The 14,679-nt window shown below is 68.5% G+C and carries 11 protein-coding genes; 5 read left to right on the top strand and 6 right to left on the bottom strand.

The window, feature by feature from the left end; all coding sequences use genetic code 11:
• Positions 1–24: 24 nt before the first annotated feature.
• Positions 25–633, bottom strand: coding sequence for a nucleotidyltransferase family protein (locus CcI49_RS17150; protein ID WP_076827657.1), 609 nt, complete (start codon positions 631–633; stop codon positions 25–27).
• A gap of 261 nt (positions 634–894) precedes the next feature.
• Between CcI49_RS17150 and CcI49_RS17145 the strand changes: the two genes are divergently transcribed.
• Positions 895–2,016: an XdhC/CoxI family protein gene (locus CcI49_RS17145; protein WP_076827655.1), complete on the top strand. Its 1,122-nt coding sequence runs from the start codon at positions 895–897 to the stop codon at positions 2,014–2,016.
• A 100-nt stretch (positions 2,017–2,116) separates the two neighbouring features.
• Positions 2,117–3,088 (top strand): LLM class flavin-dependent oxidoreductase, encoded by a 972-nt coding sequence (locus CcI49_RS17140; protein WP_076827653.1) that lies wholly within the window; start codon positions 2,117–2,119, stop codon positions 3,086–3,088.
• Between the two features lie 240 nt (positions 3,089–3,328).
• Here the strand turns inward: CcI49_RS17140 and CcI49_RS17135 are convergent, their stop codons facing one another.
• Positions 3,329–3,568: a hypothetical protein gene (locus CcI49_RS17135; RefSeq protein WP_054568036.1), complete on the bottom strand. Its 240-nt coding sequence runs from the start codon at positions 3,566–3,568 to the stop codon at positions 3,329–3,331.
• Between the two features lie 428 nt (positions 3,569–3,996).
• Between CcI49_RS17135 and CcI49_RS17130 the strand changes: the two genes are divergently transcribed.
• Positions 3,997–4,857, top strand: coding sequence for a helix-turn-helix transcriptional regulator (locus CcI49_RS17130; RefSeq protein WP_054568535.1), 861 nt, complete (start codon positions 3,997–3,999; stop codon positions 4,855–4,857).
• A 112-nt stretch (positions 4,858–4,969) separates the two neighbouring features.
• Here the strand turns inward: CcI49_RS17130 and hpnH are convergent, their stop codons facing one another.
• The 4 genes from hpnH to CcI49_RS17110 form a co-directional block, all read right to left on the bottom strand.
• Positions 4,970–5,968: an adenosyl-hopene transferase HpnH gene (gene hpnH, locus CcI49_RS17125; RefSeq protein ID WP_006542368.1), complete on the bottom strand. Its 999-nt coding sequence runs from the start codon at positions 5,966–5,968 to the stop codon at positions 4,970–4,972.
• Positions 5,969–6,983: 1,015 nt separating this feature from the next.
• Positions 6,984–7,355 (bottom strand): hypothetical protein, encoded by a 372-nt coding sequence (locus CcI49_RS17120; RefSeq protein ID WP_006542369.1) that lies wholly within the window; start codon positions 7,353–7,355, stop codon positions 6,984–6,986.
• A 576-nt stretch (positions 7,356–7,931) separates the two neighbouring features.
• The gene (locus tag CcI49_RS17115; protein WP_054568035.1) at positions 7,932–8,405 is read right to left on the bottom strand and encodes a peroxiredoxin; all 474 of its coding nucleotides are present in this window, start codon (positions 8,403–8,405) and stop codon (positions 7,932–7,934) included.
• A gap of 1,023 nt (positions 8,406–9,428) precedes the next feature.
• Positions 9,429–11,078, bottom strand: coding sequence for a tryptophan 7-halogenase (locus CcI49_RS17110; protein ID WP_054568034.1), 1,650 nt, complete (start codon positions 11,076–11,078; stop codon positions 9,429–9,431).
• Positions 11,079–11,408: 330 nt separating this feature from the next.
• Here CcI49_RS17110 and CcI49_RS17105 point away from each other — a divergent pair, with 330 nt between their 5' ends.
• Positions 11,409–13,193 carry a hydantoinase B/oxoprolinase family protein gene (locus CcI49_RS17105; RefSeq protein ID WP_076827651.1) on the top strand — a complete coding sequence of 595 codons (1,785 nt, stop codon included), beginning with the start codon at positions 11,409–11,411 and terminating at the stop codon, positions 13,191–13,193.
• A 287-nt stretch (positions 13,194–13,480) separates the two neighbouring features.
• The gene (locus CcI49_RS17100; protein ID WP_054568032.1) at positions 13,481–14,200 is read left to right on the top strand and encodes a hypothetical protein; all 720 of its coding nucleotides are present in this window, start codon (positions 13,481–13,483) and stop codon (positions 14,198–14,200) included.
• Positions 14,201–14,679: the final 479 nt, after the last annotated feature.

The raw sequence follows: 14,679 nt of genomic DNA, 5'->3' as shown, positions 1-14,679 counted from the left end.
CTGCCTGGCTGACCCGGTCCGGGTTCAGGGCGACGTCCAGCGTCGTAGGTCGTCGGGGGTGTCGAGGTCGGCTGGGTCGCCGGGAGCCCGCACCTCGTCGAGGAGTTCGGGGTGGGCCGCGAGGAAGCGGCGGGCGCCCTCGTCCGGGCCGGCGAGGGCGATGGCGGCGCGCCATAGGGCGGGTGCCATGACGATCGGGTGGCCGCGGCGCTGCCCGTACCTGGCCACGGTGACCCGGCCGGGTTTCCAGGCGGCGAGGGCCGCGCGGACTGCGGGACCACCGATGCCCGGCGTGTCGACGAGGAGCACGGCGACCGCGTCCGCGGGAGGGTGGCCGGGGGCGTCCGCCTGCTCCAGCGCTAACACGAGTGAGCTGCGCAGACCCTGCTCGGGGGCGGGATTCACGACCAGTTCGGCGTTCGGTGCGGTGGTTCCGGAGCGGACCACCGCGATGATTCGGTCGCACCCCGCCTCGCTGGCGGCGCTGATCGCCCGGTCCAGGAGGCGAACGCCGCCGACCGTGATTGTGGCCTTCGGCGTGCCCATCCGACTGCCGCTGCCCGCCGCGAGCACGGCCGCGACCAGGTGGGTGGTTCTCGGCTGAGCTGGGAGGTCGGCGTCATGATCAGCCATGTCGGCAGACTAGTGTGCCGTGGCCGGCCACGCTTGCCGCATCCTCCGGCGCCTGCCTGGGCCCGCACCCGGGCTCGCGCCCGGACCCGTTCCTGGGCCCGCTCCTGGGCCCGAACGTCACGTTGCGTGATTGCCGCGGGATGTCTCGCGCGAATTCGGGCATTTTGTCGCGGTGCGGAATACGGTCGATGAGCCGGGCACACCTATGGGGCGGCGGGTCTGGTCCCTGGGACTCCACGACGACGAGCTGAGGCGATCTCGATGCGCGACGTGCTCACTGATCTCCTGACCTGGTGGGAGGCTGGGGAGACGTCCGGGCTCGCGACCGTTGTCGGCACCTGGCGGTCCGCGCCTCGCCAGCCGGGCGCGACGATGGCGGTGGGCCCGGACGGTGCCGCGGTCGGCAGCGTGTCCGGTGGATGTGTCGAAGGCGCCGTGTACGAGCTTGCCGAGCAGTGCCGTGCGACGTCCGTGCCCGTTCTGCAGCGCTACGGGGTCAGTGACGACGATGCCTTCTCGGTCGGCCTCACCTGCGGTGGGATCATCGACGTCTTCGTGGAGCCGGTGAACCGGCGATCGTTTCCCGAGCTGGGTGATGTGCTCGCCGACGTGCGCGCGGGCCGTCCGGTGGCGGTCGCGACGCTGGTGAGCGGGCCGCCTGGTGCTCTGGTCGGCGCGCATCTGATCGTGCGGCCGGAATCGGTCGAGGGCACGCTCGGTGGCGAGCGGTTCGACGAGGCGGTGCGGGACGACGCCCGGGGCCTGTTGGACCAGGGCGGTACGGGCATCCTGCGGTACGGCCCGCACGGGGAGCGGCGCGGCGATGACGCCGCCGTGTTCGTGTCGTCATTCGCGCCGAAACCGCGAATGATCGTGTTCGGCGCGATCGATTTCGCCGCGGCGCTGGCCCGGATCGGGGCCTTCCTCGGTTTCCGGGTGACCGTCTGTGACGCGCGCGCGACCTTCGCGACGAGCAGGCGTTTTCCCGATGCCGACGAGGTGGTCGTCGACTGGCCGCACCGATATCTCGCGGCGACCCCGGTGGACGCGCGCACGGTGGTGTGCGTTCTCACGCATGATCCGAAGTTCGACGTGCCGCTGCTGGAGGTGGCGCTCAACAAGCCGCTCGCCTACCTCGGGGTGATGGGATCCCGGCGGACCCACGAGGACCGGGTTCGACGACTGCGGGAGATCGGTTTCTCCGACGCGGATCTCCGCCGGCTGCACGCGCCGATCGGCCTCGATATCGGTGGCCGTACTCCGGAGGAGACCGCGATCTCCATAGCCGCGGAGATCATCGCCACCCGCCAGGGTGGATCGGGAGGCCAGCTGCGTGCGTTGAGCGGGCCGATCCACCACGAGCACCTCCGGGTGGCTCACTGAGGCGCGTGCAGTGCCGCTGAGCAGGGCAGATCGGGTTGGCCGAGAGCAGGCGTCGGGATTTCTCCTGATTCGGTCACCTGATTCCTGCTAGTCTCCGGCCGTGCTGTTTGCCTTACGATTCGACTTCCGTAATCCCGAGCTAGCCGGGACATCCATGGCCGATCGCTACGCGGCGGCCCTCGACATGGCCGAGTGGGCTGATCAGCTCGGTTGCGTGACGATCGCGGTCTCGGAACATCACGGCTCGTCCGATGGCTATCTGCCCAGCCCGATCCCGATGCTGGCGGCGATGGCGGCCCGGACGAAGAATGTTCGCTTCATGATCGCGGCCCTGGTGGCCCCGTTCTATGACCCGCTGCGGCTGGCCGAGGACATGATTGTTCTCGACAACATCAGCAGAGGCCGTGTGGACCTGGTGGTCGGGGCCGGGTACGTCCGCGAGGAATTCGAGATGTACGACGTCCCGATGAACGAGCGCGGAAAGCGTGTGACCGAGACGGTGCGGACGTTGAAGGCGGCTTTCGGCGGGGAGCCGTTCGAATACCGTGGTCGCACCGTTCATATCACTCCCGCGCCGCATCGGCCGGGTGGCCCGGGGCTGATACTCGGTGGGAACAGCGAGGCGGCGGCGCGGCGGGCGGCACGCATTGCCGACGGATTCATCCCGGCGGTTCCGGAGGTCTGGGAGTTCTACCGCGACGAGGTGCAGAAGCTCGGGCGGCCGGATCCAGGACCGTGCCCGATCAGCGCGAACAAGGTGGTGGCGCTCGCCGAGGACGCCGAGGACGGCTGGCGACGGATGGCGCCGTTCTTCCTGCACGAGACGAACTCCTACGGTGCCTGGCAGGCGCAGCAGGGCATCGCGTCGCCCTTTCACACGAAATCGGGCGTGGAGCAGCTGCGGGTTGAGGGGCAGTACCGGGTGCTGACCCCGGATCAACTTGTCGCCGAGCAGAAAGATTCGCCGTTCCCGTTCGTTCAGTTCCACCCGATGTGCGGTGGGATGCCACCGGAGGCCGCCTGGTCGAGCCTGCGGCTGTTCGAGCACGAAGTTCTACCTAGGTTCGCCTGACGTTTCTGCGACCCGGCCGGTGCCCCTGAGGCTTGGGGTCGAGCCCGCCTTCGGTCGTGGGCTCGGCTTCGCCCTCGGGCTCGGCGGGGTAGCCCCGGACTCGGGCGGGGTGCCCCTGGGCCCGGCGGGGTGCCCCTGGGCCCGGCGGGGTGCCCCTGGGCCCGGCCGGCGCCGATGGCGCGGCGCCGGCCGGGTGCCACCCGGGCTCACCGCGTCCGCTGCGCCGCATGCCCCGAAGGCTCACGGGGGCGGGCTTGAGGGATGCACCCGGACGACCCGGAAGTCGACTCCCACGATTCGCCCGTACATCTCCGCCGACATCGGCCCGGGAAAGGTGCCCACGACGGACGTGGGAGAGCCTGAGGTGTCCACGAACACGACCGCGTAGGCGGTCGGCGCCAGCCACTTCCTCCCCATAACCGCCTGGGCGTGCCGCCAGCTTTCCTCCGACGGAGGGTGAAGTGGGCTCGGCGTGGTCATGTTCGCCTCGCCCCGCCCAGGAAAAGTCTAATTTCGCTAGAGGAATACGGGGAGTTTCCGCTGATGTCCTCGGCGTGCCGGTTGCTCTTCGCCATGTCGATGCTCCGGTCAAGGTGCGGTGACTGCTGGATCGCATCCTCCTTCCGCTTGCACCGACGGTCCCTGAAGACGGACCACAAGGGGAGGGTGTGAGAGTCGTCATACTGCAGTCATGGGGAAGAAGCGACACAGAGCCACCGGCACGCCGAATAAGGGTCATCGGGCAGAACCGGGTCGCATGGCACCATCAGAATGGGAGATCAGCGCACGAACGTCCGTGGACCGGGGGAGTGGTGTTTCGAATGCAGGGGTGTGAAAACAGTCAGACCGGTTGGACGCGGCCGACCACGGGCCAGAACCGGGGGTCCCGGGTGGACGATGTACGGGACATGCAACCCTGTCTCGCCAGTCTGCTGGGCGCCATCGTCCAGTACAGGAAGGCCGCCGGGCTCAGCCAGGCCCAGCTCGCCAACCGGGTGCGGTACCAACCGAGCTATCTCTCGAAGGCCGAACGTGGCCTGTTGGGTGTTCCGTCGCAGTCGCTCATCACCGCTATCGACGCGGAGCTGAACGCCGGCGGCACGCTCGTCGAGCTACGGCGCCACGCGTGGCTCGAGGACAAGGGAGGCCAGGCTGGCGTCACGTGGAGGGAGGTTCCGCAGGAGGTGGACATCACGAATCGTCGACAGCTCATCGTCGGAGGCGGCGCGGCAGCGGTCGCGCCCGCGATGGTCGCGCCCGTAGCCGTCGGGTCTGCGGCCGTCGCGTCGGCGACGATGGAGAACGCACCGGTGCCCGCCGCGTCGCGGGCCGCGTTGGCCGGTATACCGGGCCAGGTCCGCGGTGACCTCGCCGGCCGTTGGTGGACGTCCTGGCAGACCTTCCGGGACGGTGAGGAGATCCACTCCTCGCAGGAGGTCAACGTCGACCAGGCCGGCGACCACCTCACCATCGCGGCGATCTCGCGCGGCCTGGCGCTGGAGGAGGGCGGCTACCTGTGGTCGGGGGAGCTCCGCGTCTTCGACAACGAGATCGTCATGGGCTGGTACACGGCGATGGACGGTCCGGTGCGGTCGAAGGGAACGCTGTTCATGTCGCTGCATCCGCACGGAGACCGGCTGACGGGCCGCTGGGTGGGGCTCAGCTACGACGGCCTCTTCATCGAGGGCTGGGGAGCGATGGCGCGGTCGGAGCAGGTCACGATCGCGCTGATCGAGCGGCTGAAGAAGCAGCACCCGCGCGGGGTCTGAGACGCCGTGGCAGCCCGGCAGGCGGGACCACGGTGAGGCGGTCGTCGGCCACTGAGCAGGGAGCCGGGCCGCCATCACCGAGGTCGACCGCCACCCCTGCCGGGCGGGTGGCTCAGCGGGTCGCGCGAATCGACTCCCGCAACGAGCTCAGCGTCGCCGCGATCGCCGTCGGCTCGTAACCGCAGTGCGCCATGCAGTTCGCGCAACGCGGGTCGCGGCCGCGGCCATACGACTCCCAGTCGGTGGTGTCCAGCAGTTCCTGGTAGGTCTTGGCGTAGCCGTCGCCCATCAGATAACAGGGCTTCTGCCAGCCATACAGCGAGTAGGACGGAATCCCCCAGGCGGTGCAGGGGAAGTCCACCTTGCCTTCGAGGAAGTCCAGGAACATCGGCGAGTGGTTGATCCGCCAGCGGTTGCGTCGGCCCTCGGCGAAGGCCTTGCGGAAGAGCTCCTGGGTCTCCTTGATTCCGAGGAACTTGTCCTGCTCGGGGGCCTTCTCGTACGCGTACGCGGGCGAGAGCATCATCCCGTCGACATTGAGGTCGTTGTTCAGGAAGTCCAGGACCTCGATAACGGTCTGCGGGGTGTCCGTGTTGAAGAACGTCGTGTTGGTCGTCACCCGGAAGCCGCGGCGCTGCGCCTCCTTGATGGCGTCCACGGCCTGTGCGAACACGCCCTGCTTCGCGACAGACTCGTCGTGGCGCTCCTCAAGCCCGTCGATGTGCACCGCAAGAGACAGGTACGGCGACGGCTTCAGCTTGTCGATCTTGCGGGGCAGCAGCAGCGCATTCGTGCAGAGGTAGATGAACTTCTTGCGCTTGACCAGGCCTTCCACGATCTGCTCGATCTGCGGGTGCATGAGTGGCTCACCGCCCGCCAGGCAGACGACGGGCGCGCCGCACTCGTCGGCGGCGGCCAGCGCCTGGTCCACCGGCATCCGCTGCCGGAGGACGTCCGCCGGGTGCTGGATCTTTCCGCAGCCCTCGCAGGAGAGGTTGCACGCGAAAAGCGGCTCCAGCTCCAAAGTGATCGGGAACTTGTCCCGACGTGCGATCTTCTGCTTCAGCAGATAGGCACCGATCTTGATCGCCTGACGCCGCGGAATGCTCATTTTCACCCTTCCGGTGGTGATCTATGTTCGCCTGGTGGGTGGAGTGATCCTTTTCCGTTGTCGGCTCTGACCTGCCGCGACAGTGCCCGACGGATGCGGGATGGAAAAGGATCATCGGCGATGCCTTACCGCTCCTGTCAGTCTAGGTAGGCACCTAATCTAATTCCCAGGAAAATTCTTCATTGAGATCTACTTAACCGGCTGGTGCGAGATCGTCCTTCGTCGGTTCTGTTGTCCAGCAACTGCCGCGTGCCGGGGCGAGACGTGACATCCGGCCACCGGAGCAGGTGTCACGTTCGTATTCCAGCCAGGACCCTGGGCCCGTCGGACTGCGGCCAGGGCCGTCGTGCGGCCGGTCGTGATTCCTGGACCTTCGACCTGCCTGCGCGTGGACCGGTGGAAAGCGGCGGTGCGTCCGGTCGGTATGGGGTCCCCGCGAGGCACGTCGACTGGAACGACCGTAACAAGATCGACGGAATCTCGTCGCGCCCAATGGTGCCGGGCCATCGGGTGGTGGGGCCACCGTGCCATCCGGTAACGAGCGCCGGGCGTGCCGGCAGCCGCGACCACCGGTCTGAAGTGCCCGCTCAGGAGGGGCGTGGGTCGGACCTGCCGCGGTCATGCTCGACGGCGGAGCCCCGTTGTCCAGCTAGCCAGGCGTTTCGGCGTCGATGACCGGACGGGGGTGCCCGTCGGGGCCGGTCCGGCGGGCGGCAGCTGGCCGTCGGCGTGTATGCAGCCGGCAAGAGCGGTGCCGTGGGGCTGTGGCGCCGTTGTGGCCCCGGCCCCGGTTTCGGGTCCATGCCCGGCTCCGGTCTCGGGTTCGTGCCTCCTCGGCCCCGGCTGTGGCCGTGGCGGCGCGGCGGTAGGCCGACCGTGACGGACTACGGGAGTGGTCTAGTGCGTGGTCCGAGAAGGTGGTCGCGTTGTGCGGCCCCCGAAAAGCCGACTGCCGCCGAGGCCATGCCCTCGGTGGGGTGGCCTCGGCGGCAGCCGGTCGTCGAGTGGGACGACGTCACATGTCGAGACGCGACTCGATGGAGCGTAGGCGGTGGCGAGCCATCGCAAGGTTGGCCCGGCTCTTGTCGAGCACCAGATAGATGAACAGCCCGCGCCCGGTGTGGCTGCTGAGCAGCCTGATCAGGTGGTACTGCCTGCCGAGGGTGATGAGGATGTCCTCGATGGTGTCCTGCAGGCCCAGATTCTCCATCGTGCGGATCTTCGAGCGGATGACCTCGGTGTTGCCCGCGGCCGCAATCTCCAGGTCGAAGTTATGGATGTTGCTGAGCTTGCCGAGGGTCATTCCACTGGTGAAGTCGACGAGTGCGACTCCGGTGGCACCCTCGATCTCCAGGCATTCCTTCAGCGCGATGTCCACGCTGTTCATGTCGCCTCCCACTTGATCTTTGGTTTCGTCCTTGGCAGGTTCGTCACTGCCTCCGTCGTCTGCGGGATGGTCGTCTTCGGCGAGCCGGTCCTCTCGTGCGAACCACCAGGTCCCGAGCCTTCTTCGCATTTCGCCCCACTTGAAAATGGGAGCACTCTCCGGGTCTTCGAGCGCCATGCCGTAGACGCCCTCTCTCCCGGCAATGCCAACTCGCAGGTACCTGCCGGCACCATTCCACCAGAATTCAGGTGCATCCGGCCCGTGCAGTTATGGCGTGCATTGCACACTGGTTGGTCGACCAGGTGGGTGAGGTATCGCGAGCCTGCATATTGAGAGCGCTGTAGGTTTGCTGCCTTCAATTCCATAACCGCAGGTCAGGAGTGGTGTGGGGTGGTTGAAGCGGTGCCGGCTGTCCGGAGCCGGGCCTGTCGCGGTGACAGGCCCGGCGGCTGACGAGAGCCGGAAGGAGATGACATCGAGACACCGGAACCGCCGGCACCAGAACTGCCAGACATCGCAGCCGCCCGGTCAGGTGGTGACTGTCCGGGGGAACATCTGGTGTGCGGTCCGGGCCGGTCAGAGCTTGGCGAGCGCGGCAGCGATCGTGTCGACGTTTGAATAGGTTATGCCGATCAATCCGACCTCTTTCCAACGCAGCACGCCGTCCCCGTCGACAACGAACACCGAACGCCGCAGGCCCAGCCCGGGCAGGGCGATGCCGTACTGTTTGACGACCGTGCGCTCGGTGTCGGCCAGGAGCGGGAACCCCAGCGAGTGCGACCGGGCGAATTCCTCGTGGCTGTCAAGCCCCTGTGGGCTGATTCCCCAGACCGGTGCCCCGAGACCGCGGAACACCTCGATGCCCGCAGTATAGGAGCACAGCTGCTTCGTGCAGACCGGGGTGTTGTCGCCGGGGTAGAACGCGAGGACGACCGGATGGCCCTTCTCCTGGGAGAGGGTGAAGTCCGACCGGAGCGCTTCTGGGCCGTTGAGCATCAGGCCGGGAAGAGTGAAGTCGGGAGCCGGTTGGCCGACCGCGGGAGTTGCCATCTGGAGATCACCCTTTCGTTGTGGCCGAGTGTGCTCGTGCCATCGTCGGACCCGCCTGGGAGACCGCCGGCAGGCCGACGGGCGGCGGGGGCCCGATGGGTGAGGCGACAACGCTTCGGCCGCCCGGAGCCCGGGCATGGTGGACGTACGGGGAGTCTGGGACCTGCAGGGGAGGTGGGAACCGCGCAACGTTCGGGGCCGCGCCATGGGTGGGCCGCAGGGGAGTTGCGGGATCCACCCGCAAGCTCGGCCATCTGGCTCCTTCGGTTGCGCTCGGACGTGGTACCCGTGACGAGGCGGCCCGAGCGCCGGTGCCCGTCGTGGGTGACCGTCGAATTATGCCACCATGCCGGTGACGTAAAGCTGATGTCATCGGCGCCCCCTGATCCCGCACTCCTGGTGGTGGCCCGGGAAGCTGTGTCGCTGGCATTCTCCCGGTGTGCCGAGTCGCGATGCCCGCCAGGGTCTGCCATTGTGCTCATGTTGTGGGACCAAAGGCCCGGCCGGAGCGGCAATAGCCCCGAACCAATCCGGCCCGGCCCGTGCGGTGCGGCGTGGCTGGGAGAATCCAGAGCGGAACTCCGTGGCGGCCTGGAATGGATCTCGGGACCGGTCTGCCAGATTCGGTGGAGCTGTGTCAGATCTTCCGAGCGCTGTGGGTGGATTCACGGGTGCCGGGCACGCCTGTCCCCGGGATCGGTGTCATGGGTGCAGGCGGGAAACGCCGGCGGCCCGCGCTTCGAATCTGCGCTCTGGCGCAGAACAGGTGTCGATCCCGACGTTCCTGTCGGAGCGCAGCGGCGCGGAATGGCGCGGAATACGTCCACTGTTCACGCTGGCGCGGCCGGCCCGGTGCGGCAGCGGGGATTGGTTCCCGGTTAACAGAGAAAAGCTCCTGCCCAGGCGGTGGGCAGGAGCGGCAGAGGGCGCTGTCCGGCAGCGTGCCGGACGGGCCCAGGGCGGGAGCGGCGCTTGGCACCGGCCGCACCCTGGGCCAGATCTGGTCGCCGTCAGTAGCAGTCCTCAGAGCGCCGCCGGTGCCGGAGCGCCACCGCTGCGGGCCAGCAACGCCTCGAGGTCGTAGCCGTACCACCGGCGCATCGGCTCCGGTGAGGTCGTCCGGCCCCACTCGTACATCCGGCGCTGTGCTTCGAACGAGCCGTCATGCCACCGGCGCAGGACGTCCCCGAGCCGCAGCGGACTCGGCAGGAAGTCCGCCGAGCCGAGCAGTGTGGCAAGCTGCTCCACCGCCGCCCCCGGTGTCGTCCGGTTCTGCTCGACGTCCTCCATGACCAGGCCGAGCCGGCGGAACAGGTCCTGGAACTCCGGCAGGTCGGGGCAGAAGGTGCCGGGGAAGGGTGCGTCGAACAGCCGGTCGAACAGCGCCGGGTCGCCGCTCTCCTCGTAGGCGAAGTAGGTGCCGACGATGCGGGCGATCCCGAGGTTCCAGCCCATGAACCAGACCTTCGACCAGGCCCGCCACAGATCGAAGTCGCGGAAGGAGGTGTAGGAGCCGGCTACCAGCTGGTCGTTCACGTCGAGGATGGTCTGGTTGAGCTGGTCGACGGAGGCGAAGCGCTCGGCCGAGAGGTCGTCGTCGGCGAGAGCCTCCATGAGCAGCGGCGCGAACGAGTAGATCACCTGCATCGTGTTCGCCATGCCGCGGGAGAACAGGGCGTCGATGGCACCGGCGGCGTGGCTCATCATGGCCCAGCGATCGCCGACGGTGCGGGTGCTGGAGTACTGGGTGCGCCCGGTGGAGACCCACTCCCAGGTCGGCCGCGCGTGCTCGAACTGGCGGGCGACGCTGGGGAAGCGGTCGAGGAAGGCCTGCCACTCCTCGGTCGCGCCGACTCCGGGCTGCTTCGGGAACCGGCGTGTGTCGAGGTTGAGCCCGACGCTGCACAACGGGTTGGTGGCGCCTTCGTGGTTGTCGAACGGGATCACCCACAGCCAGCCACCGTCGAACAGGTGGTGCAGCGTGCCCTGATACCAGGGCGTCGGCTGGCCGCTCGGCCGGGTGACGTGATCGAACGGGGTGACGCCGACCATGTGGGTGAACAGCGTCCGTGAGTGGCTCCGGAAGCGGCAGGGATCTTCGCGCAGGCCGTACTGGTTCGCGAGCACGGAGTTGCGCCCGGACGCGTCGACGACGTAGCGGACCCGCAGCTGTTCCCCGGCCCTGGTGTGCAGGATCGCCGCGCTGTCGGTGATCTCCACGCGGTCGACGAAGGTCCGCTGCCGAGGATGCGCACCGTGCCGCACCGCGGAGTAGAAGAGGTAGGAGTCGATGTCCTGGCGGTGCATGTGCATCTCGGGGCCGTTCGGGAACTCCGAAACGCTACACTGCGTCACCTCCTCCGGGTTCTGGATCTCCCCCTCCCGGTGGTAGACGAAGCCGAAGTTTCGTTTCACTCCGCAGGCGGAGGAGACGTGCCGACGGACTCCCTCGAAGCTGCTGACGTGGCCGAGTTCCGGGACGTCGAACCGTTTGGCCAGGAGTTTCAGCAGATAGGTCGTCTCTCCGATCGTCGATTCCCCCAGTGCGAATCTCGGGTGTGTGCCGCTGTCGATGAGTACCACGCTGTGACCATGGCGGGCGAGGATGTTGGCCAGTGTTGAGCCGGCGATGCCGCTGCCGAGAATGGCGACCGAATAGTCGTACTCACTCATTGCGTTGCTCCCTGGACGCAGCTATCCGGAGACGATTGACGGATCTTGTCGCGCCCGCGGGCGCCCGAGACCCTCAGGCCTCGTCCTAATCGCGTACTGAACCACTTATCCGTCCGTTGGTCTAGATAAATGAGAAATCAATACGAAGTGGACGGTGCATTGTGGTGTTTGGCGGGGATTGATCTAACTTAGGTGTTTGGCCTGATCTGTCCGTATGGTCTTATTGGGGCGCTTTGTTGGTCTGGATCCTGTCACCTGGTCTTGTGCTCCGGATGTTGACTTCCTCGGTGGGCTCGGCTCGGCCGCGGCGCGGGGTGGGAAGCTGGGGGCATGGATCCGGTGACCCTGGCGGTGTTGTCGAGTGCGGTGGGTGGCATCGCGCAGGAGATGGGGACGCTGCTGGTCCGCAGTGCCTACTCGTCCAACATCAAGGAGCGGCGGGACTGCTCGGCGGCGCTCTTCGACGCCCGCGGGCGGATGATCGCGCAGGCCGCTCACGTGCCCGTCCATCTCGGCGCGATGTACGAGTCCGTGCGGGTGGTCGCCGAGCGTGGGCCGGAGCCCGGTGACGTGTGGGTGCTCAACGACCCGTTCTCCGGCGGCAACCATCTGCCGGATGTGACTCTGGTATCCCCGTTGCTGCTCGGTGACGAGGTTGTCGGCTACGCCGCCACCCGTGCCCACCACTCGGACATGGGCGGGATGCGCCCGGGCTCCATGCCCGCCGACTCGACCGAGATCTTCGCGGAAGGTCTGATCATCCCGCCGATCCGTCTCGTCCGAGCCGGTCAGTGGCAGACGGACGTGCTCGATCTCATCTGTGCCAACTCGCGGACGCCTGATCTGCGGCGCGGTGACCTGCGCGCGCAGGCGGCGGCGGCCGGCCTGGCGCAGACCCGGCTCACCGAGCTCTCTCACCGGCACGGCGGGTCGGTGGTGCTGGAGTCGTTCGCCGAGGTGCTCCGCTACGGCGAGCGGCGCAGCCGGGCGGTGATCGCGAGCCTGCCCGACGGTGTGTACCGGGTGGAGAGCGAGCTGGAGGGCGACGGAGTCGACGACCGGGACATCGCGCTGCGGGTCGCGGTCGTCATCGCGGGCGACAGCATGACGGTGGACTTCAGCGGGACCTCCCCGGCGGTTCGCGGCAACGTCAACTGCCCGCGCGCCGTCACCCGCTCGGCCTGCTGCTTCGCGCTGCGGGTGCTGTTGCCCGAGGACGTCCCGACCGGCGACGGCACCTACGCCCCGCTGACCGTGGTGACCGAGCCCGGCTCGCTGGTGGACGCGCGGCGGCCGTCCGCCGTCGTGGCCGGCAACGTCGAGACGTCGCAGCGGATCGCCGACACCGTGCTCGCGGCCCTGCGCCTGGCGACAGGGGCGGATGCAGGTTCGGCCGGGACGTCGGATGCGGCCGGGGCATCGGAGTCGGAGGCACTGCCCGCGGCGATCTCCGAGACCGTCGCGCTTTCCGAGGCCGCCGTGCTGCCGGCCCCCGGGCAGGGGACGATGAACAACCTGGTGATCGGCGGAGCCACCTGGACCTACTACGAGACCCTGGGTGGCGGCCAGGGTGCGTCCGCCCGGGGGCCGGGCCCGTCCGGAGTGCACGTGGGGATGACGAACACCCTCAACACCCCGATCGAGGCACTCGAACTGGAGTACCCGCTACGGGTGGAGCGTTACGAGCTGGCCGACGGAACCGGTGGGCGCGGCCGGCATGCCGGGGGCGCGGGGCTCGTGCGCTCGGTGCGGGTCCTGGAACCGGCGACGCTGTCGGTGCTGAGTGATCGGCGGCGGCATGCGCCGGGTGGGATCGCCGGCGGGGAACCGGGTGCGGTCGGCCACAACGACGTCGACGGGGTTCCGCTCCCGCCCAAGGCGAGCCGGCAGCTTCCAGCCGGCGCAGTGGTCACTCTCCGTACTCCTGGTGGTGGTGGATGGGGCCCGCCGCCGTCAGGTGACGGTACTGCGGATGGTGTCGCCGGTGGTTCCGGCGGCGGCGTCGGTGGCGGTGGCGTCACCGGCCATGTCGTCACCAAAAGTGACGACACTGACCTGGACGAAGCGGACGGAGCGCCAGTTGACGAGCACCCGCTTCCCGCCGACGAGGTGTAGCTGCTCGACTTCGCAGCGGAACAGGGCCTGCGCGACGCGCCGCCGGAGTTCCTCGGGGTCGACCTCATCACGCAGAGTGTATGTCTGATCGTCAATCGTTATCTGAACTGCCACGCGCCCACCTTCGCACACGTGTTCGACTACGGCAACGTGTCATGTAGCAAACGATGAGCCAAAGGTGTGATCGGCGGATCCACGCAATCGGCTGCGAAATCGGCACTCGGCGTTCACGATCGAGATGGGAAAGGCAGTGGCCCGACCGGGACACMAGGCACCGGGAGGCACGGATGGAAGCCGAGTTCGGTGTCGGCACGGCGATGGCCGGGTGGGCCGATCCGGGCGAACCAGGCCGCGCTCCGCGCTCGCCCCTGGCCAGAGCCTTCGACGGAGCGTTACTGACCGTCGGGGCCAGTGCCGAGGCGGGAGAGCGGGTGGCGGCCTTCGTCGATCTCGTCCGGCGCTACCGGGAACCCGGCCGTCACTACCACACGCTGCGTCACGTGGCGGAGACCACCGCGGCCTTCCACCTGCTGATCGCCGCCGATCGTGCGCAGGCCGCCGGGGTCGATCCGGCGGTCTGCCTGCTCGCGGTGCACTTCCACGATGCCGTGTACGACTCGCGCGCCCGCGACAACGAGCGACTGTCAGCCGATCTGGCCGCTGAGGTCCTCGGCGGCCTCGGCTGCCCGGCCGGGGTGATCGCCGACGTGTGCCGGCTGGTGGAGGCCACCGCGGGCCACGGTTCGCGTTCGGTCGACGAGGCGTTCGTGAACGACGCCGACCTGCGGGTGCTGGCCCGCCCCGCGCAGTCCTACGACCACTATGTCCGCCGGGTGCGGCTGGAGTACTCCTGGGCCGGCGGCGACGCCTGGGCCGCCGGCCGTGGTGCCGTGCTGCGGCACCTGCTGGACGGCCCGATCTACGCGACGGCCTGGGCCCGCCGGCACTGGGAACCGGCCGCCCGGGCCAACCTCAACCGCGAGCTTTCGGCGTTGTCCCTGACCTGAGGCGGGACCCGTCCGGGCAGCCGATCGGTGTCCAGCAGCGGATGCCCGACAGCATCCGCGAGGAGGACCTGGCCACCTACGCCCGCCTCGGCGTGGCCCCGCCGAGCTACCCGCACCAGCTCGACCTTCGCCGACCGGTCGGACGGAGCCGGGCTGGTCGGGGTACTGCGGGAGCAAGGCGGGTGTGTCGATGGTCGCGAAAGTGCTCGCCGGCGAGTGGGCGACGACCCTCCCCGGGCGCTGATCTGACCGGAGCTCGATCCGGTTCGGGGTGGCCCGAGCCGGATTTCCGCCTGCCCATGGTCGTGCCGCGGCGGTGTCGCCGCAGGGGTCGCTGCGGTTGCCGTGGGGGTGTTGCCGCAGGCGTCGCTGCTGTTGCCGCCGCGGGGTGGCCGCTGTTGCCACGGGGGTGTTGTCGCGTGCTTCGGGCGTGGGCACTGACACATCGGGTGCTGCTGTCCGGCGACTTTCCCGCGGCG

It is taken from the genome of Frankia sp. CcI49 (assembly GCF_001983215.1).
Lineage (GTDB): Bacteria > Actinomycetota > Actinomycetes > Frankiales > Frankiaceae > Parafrankia > Parafrankia irregularis.
The sequence above is the reverse complement of the archived record's forward strand: the minus strand, read 5'-3'. Positions and strand labels throughout refer to the sequence as shown.

Coding starts and splice junctions, on each gene's coding strand:
- CcI49_RS17150 (WP_076827657.1), bottom strand. CDS start 633: ATGGCTGATCATGACGCCGACCTCCCAGCTCAGCCGAGAACCACCCAC.
- CcI49_RS17145 (WP_076827655.1), top strand. CDS start 895: ATGCGCGACGTGCTCACTGATCTCCTGACCTGGTGGGAGGCTGGGGAG.
- CcI49_RS17135 (WP_054568036.1), bottom strand. CDS start 3,568: ATGACCACGCCGAGCCCACTTCACCCTCCGTCGGAGGAAAGCTGGCGG.
- CcI49_RS17130 (WP_054568535.1), top strand. CDS start 3,997: ATGCAACCCTGTCTCGCCAGTCTGCTGGGCGCCATCGTCCAGTACAGG.
- hpnH (WP_006542368.1), bottom strand. CDS start 5,968: ATGAGCATTCCGCGGCGTCAGGCGATCAAGATCGGTGCCTATCTGCTG.
- CcI49_RS17120 (WP_006542369.1), bottom strand. CDS start 7,355: ATGAACAGCGTGGACATCGCGCTGAAGGAATGCCTGGAGATCGAGGGT.
- CcI49_RS17115 (WP_054568035.1), bottom strand. CDS start 8,405: ATGGCAACTCCCGCGGTCGGCCAACCGGCTCCCGACTTCACTCTTCCC.
- CcI49_RS17110 (WP_054568034.1), bottom strand. CDS start 11,078: ATGAGTGAGTACGACTATTCGGTCGCCATTCTCGGCAGCGGCATCGCC.
- CcI49_RS17105 (WP_076827651.1), top strand. CDS start 11,409: ATGGATCCGGTGACCCTGGCGGTGTTGTCGAGTGCGGTGGGTGGCATC.
- CcI49_RS17100 (WP_054568032.1), top strand. CDS start 13,481: ATGGAAGCCGAGTTCGGTGTCGGCACGGCGATGGCCGGGTGGGCCGAT.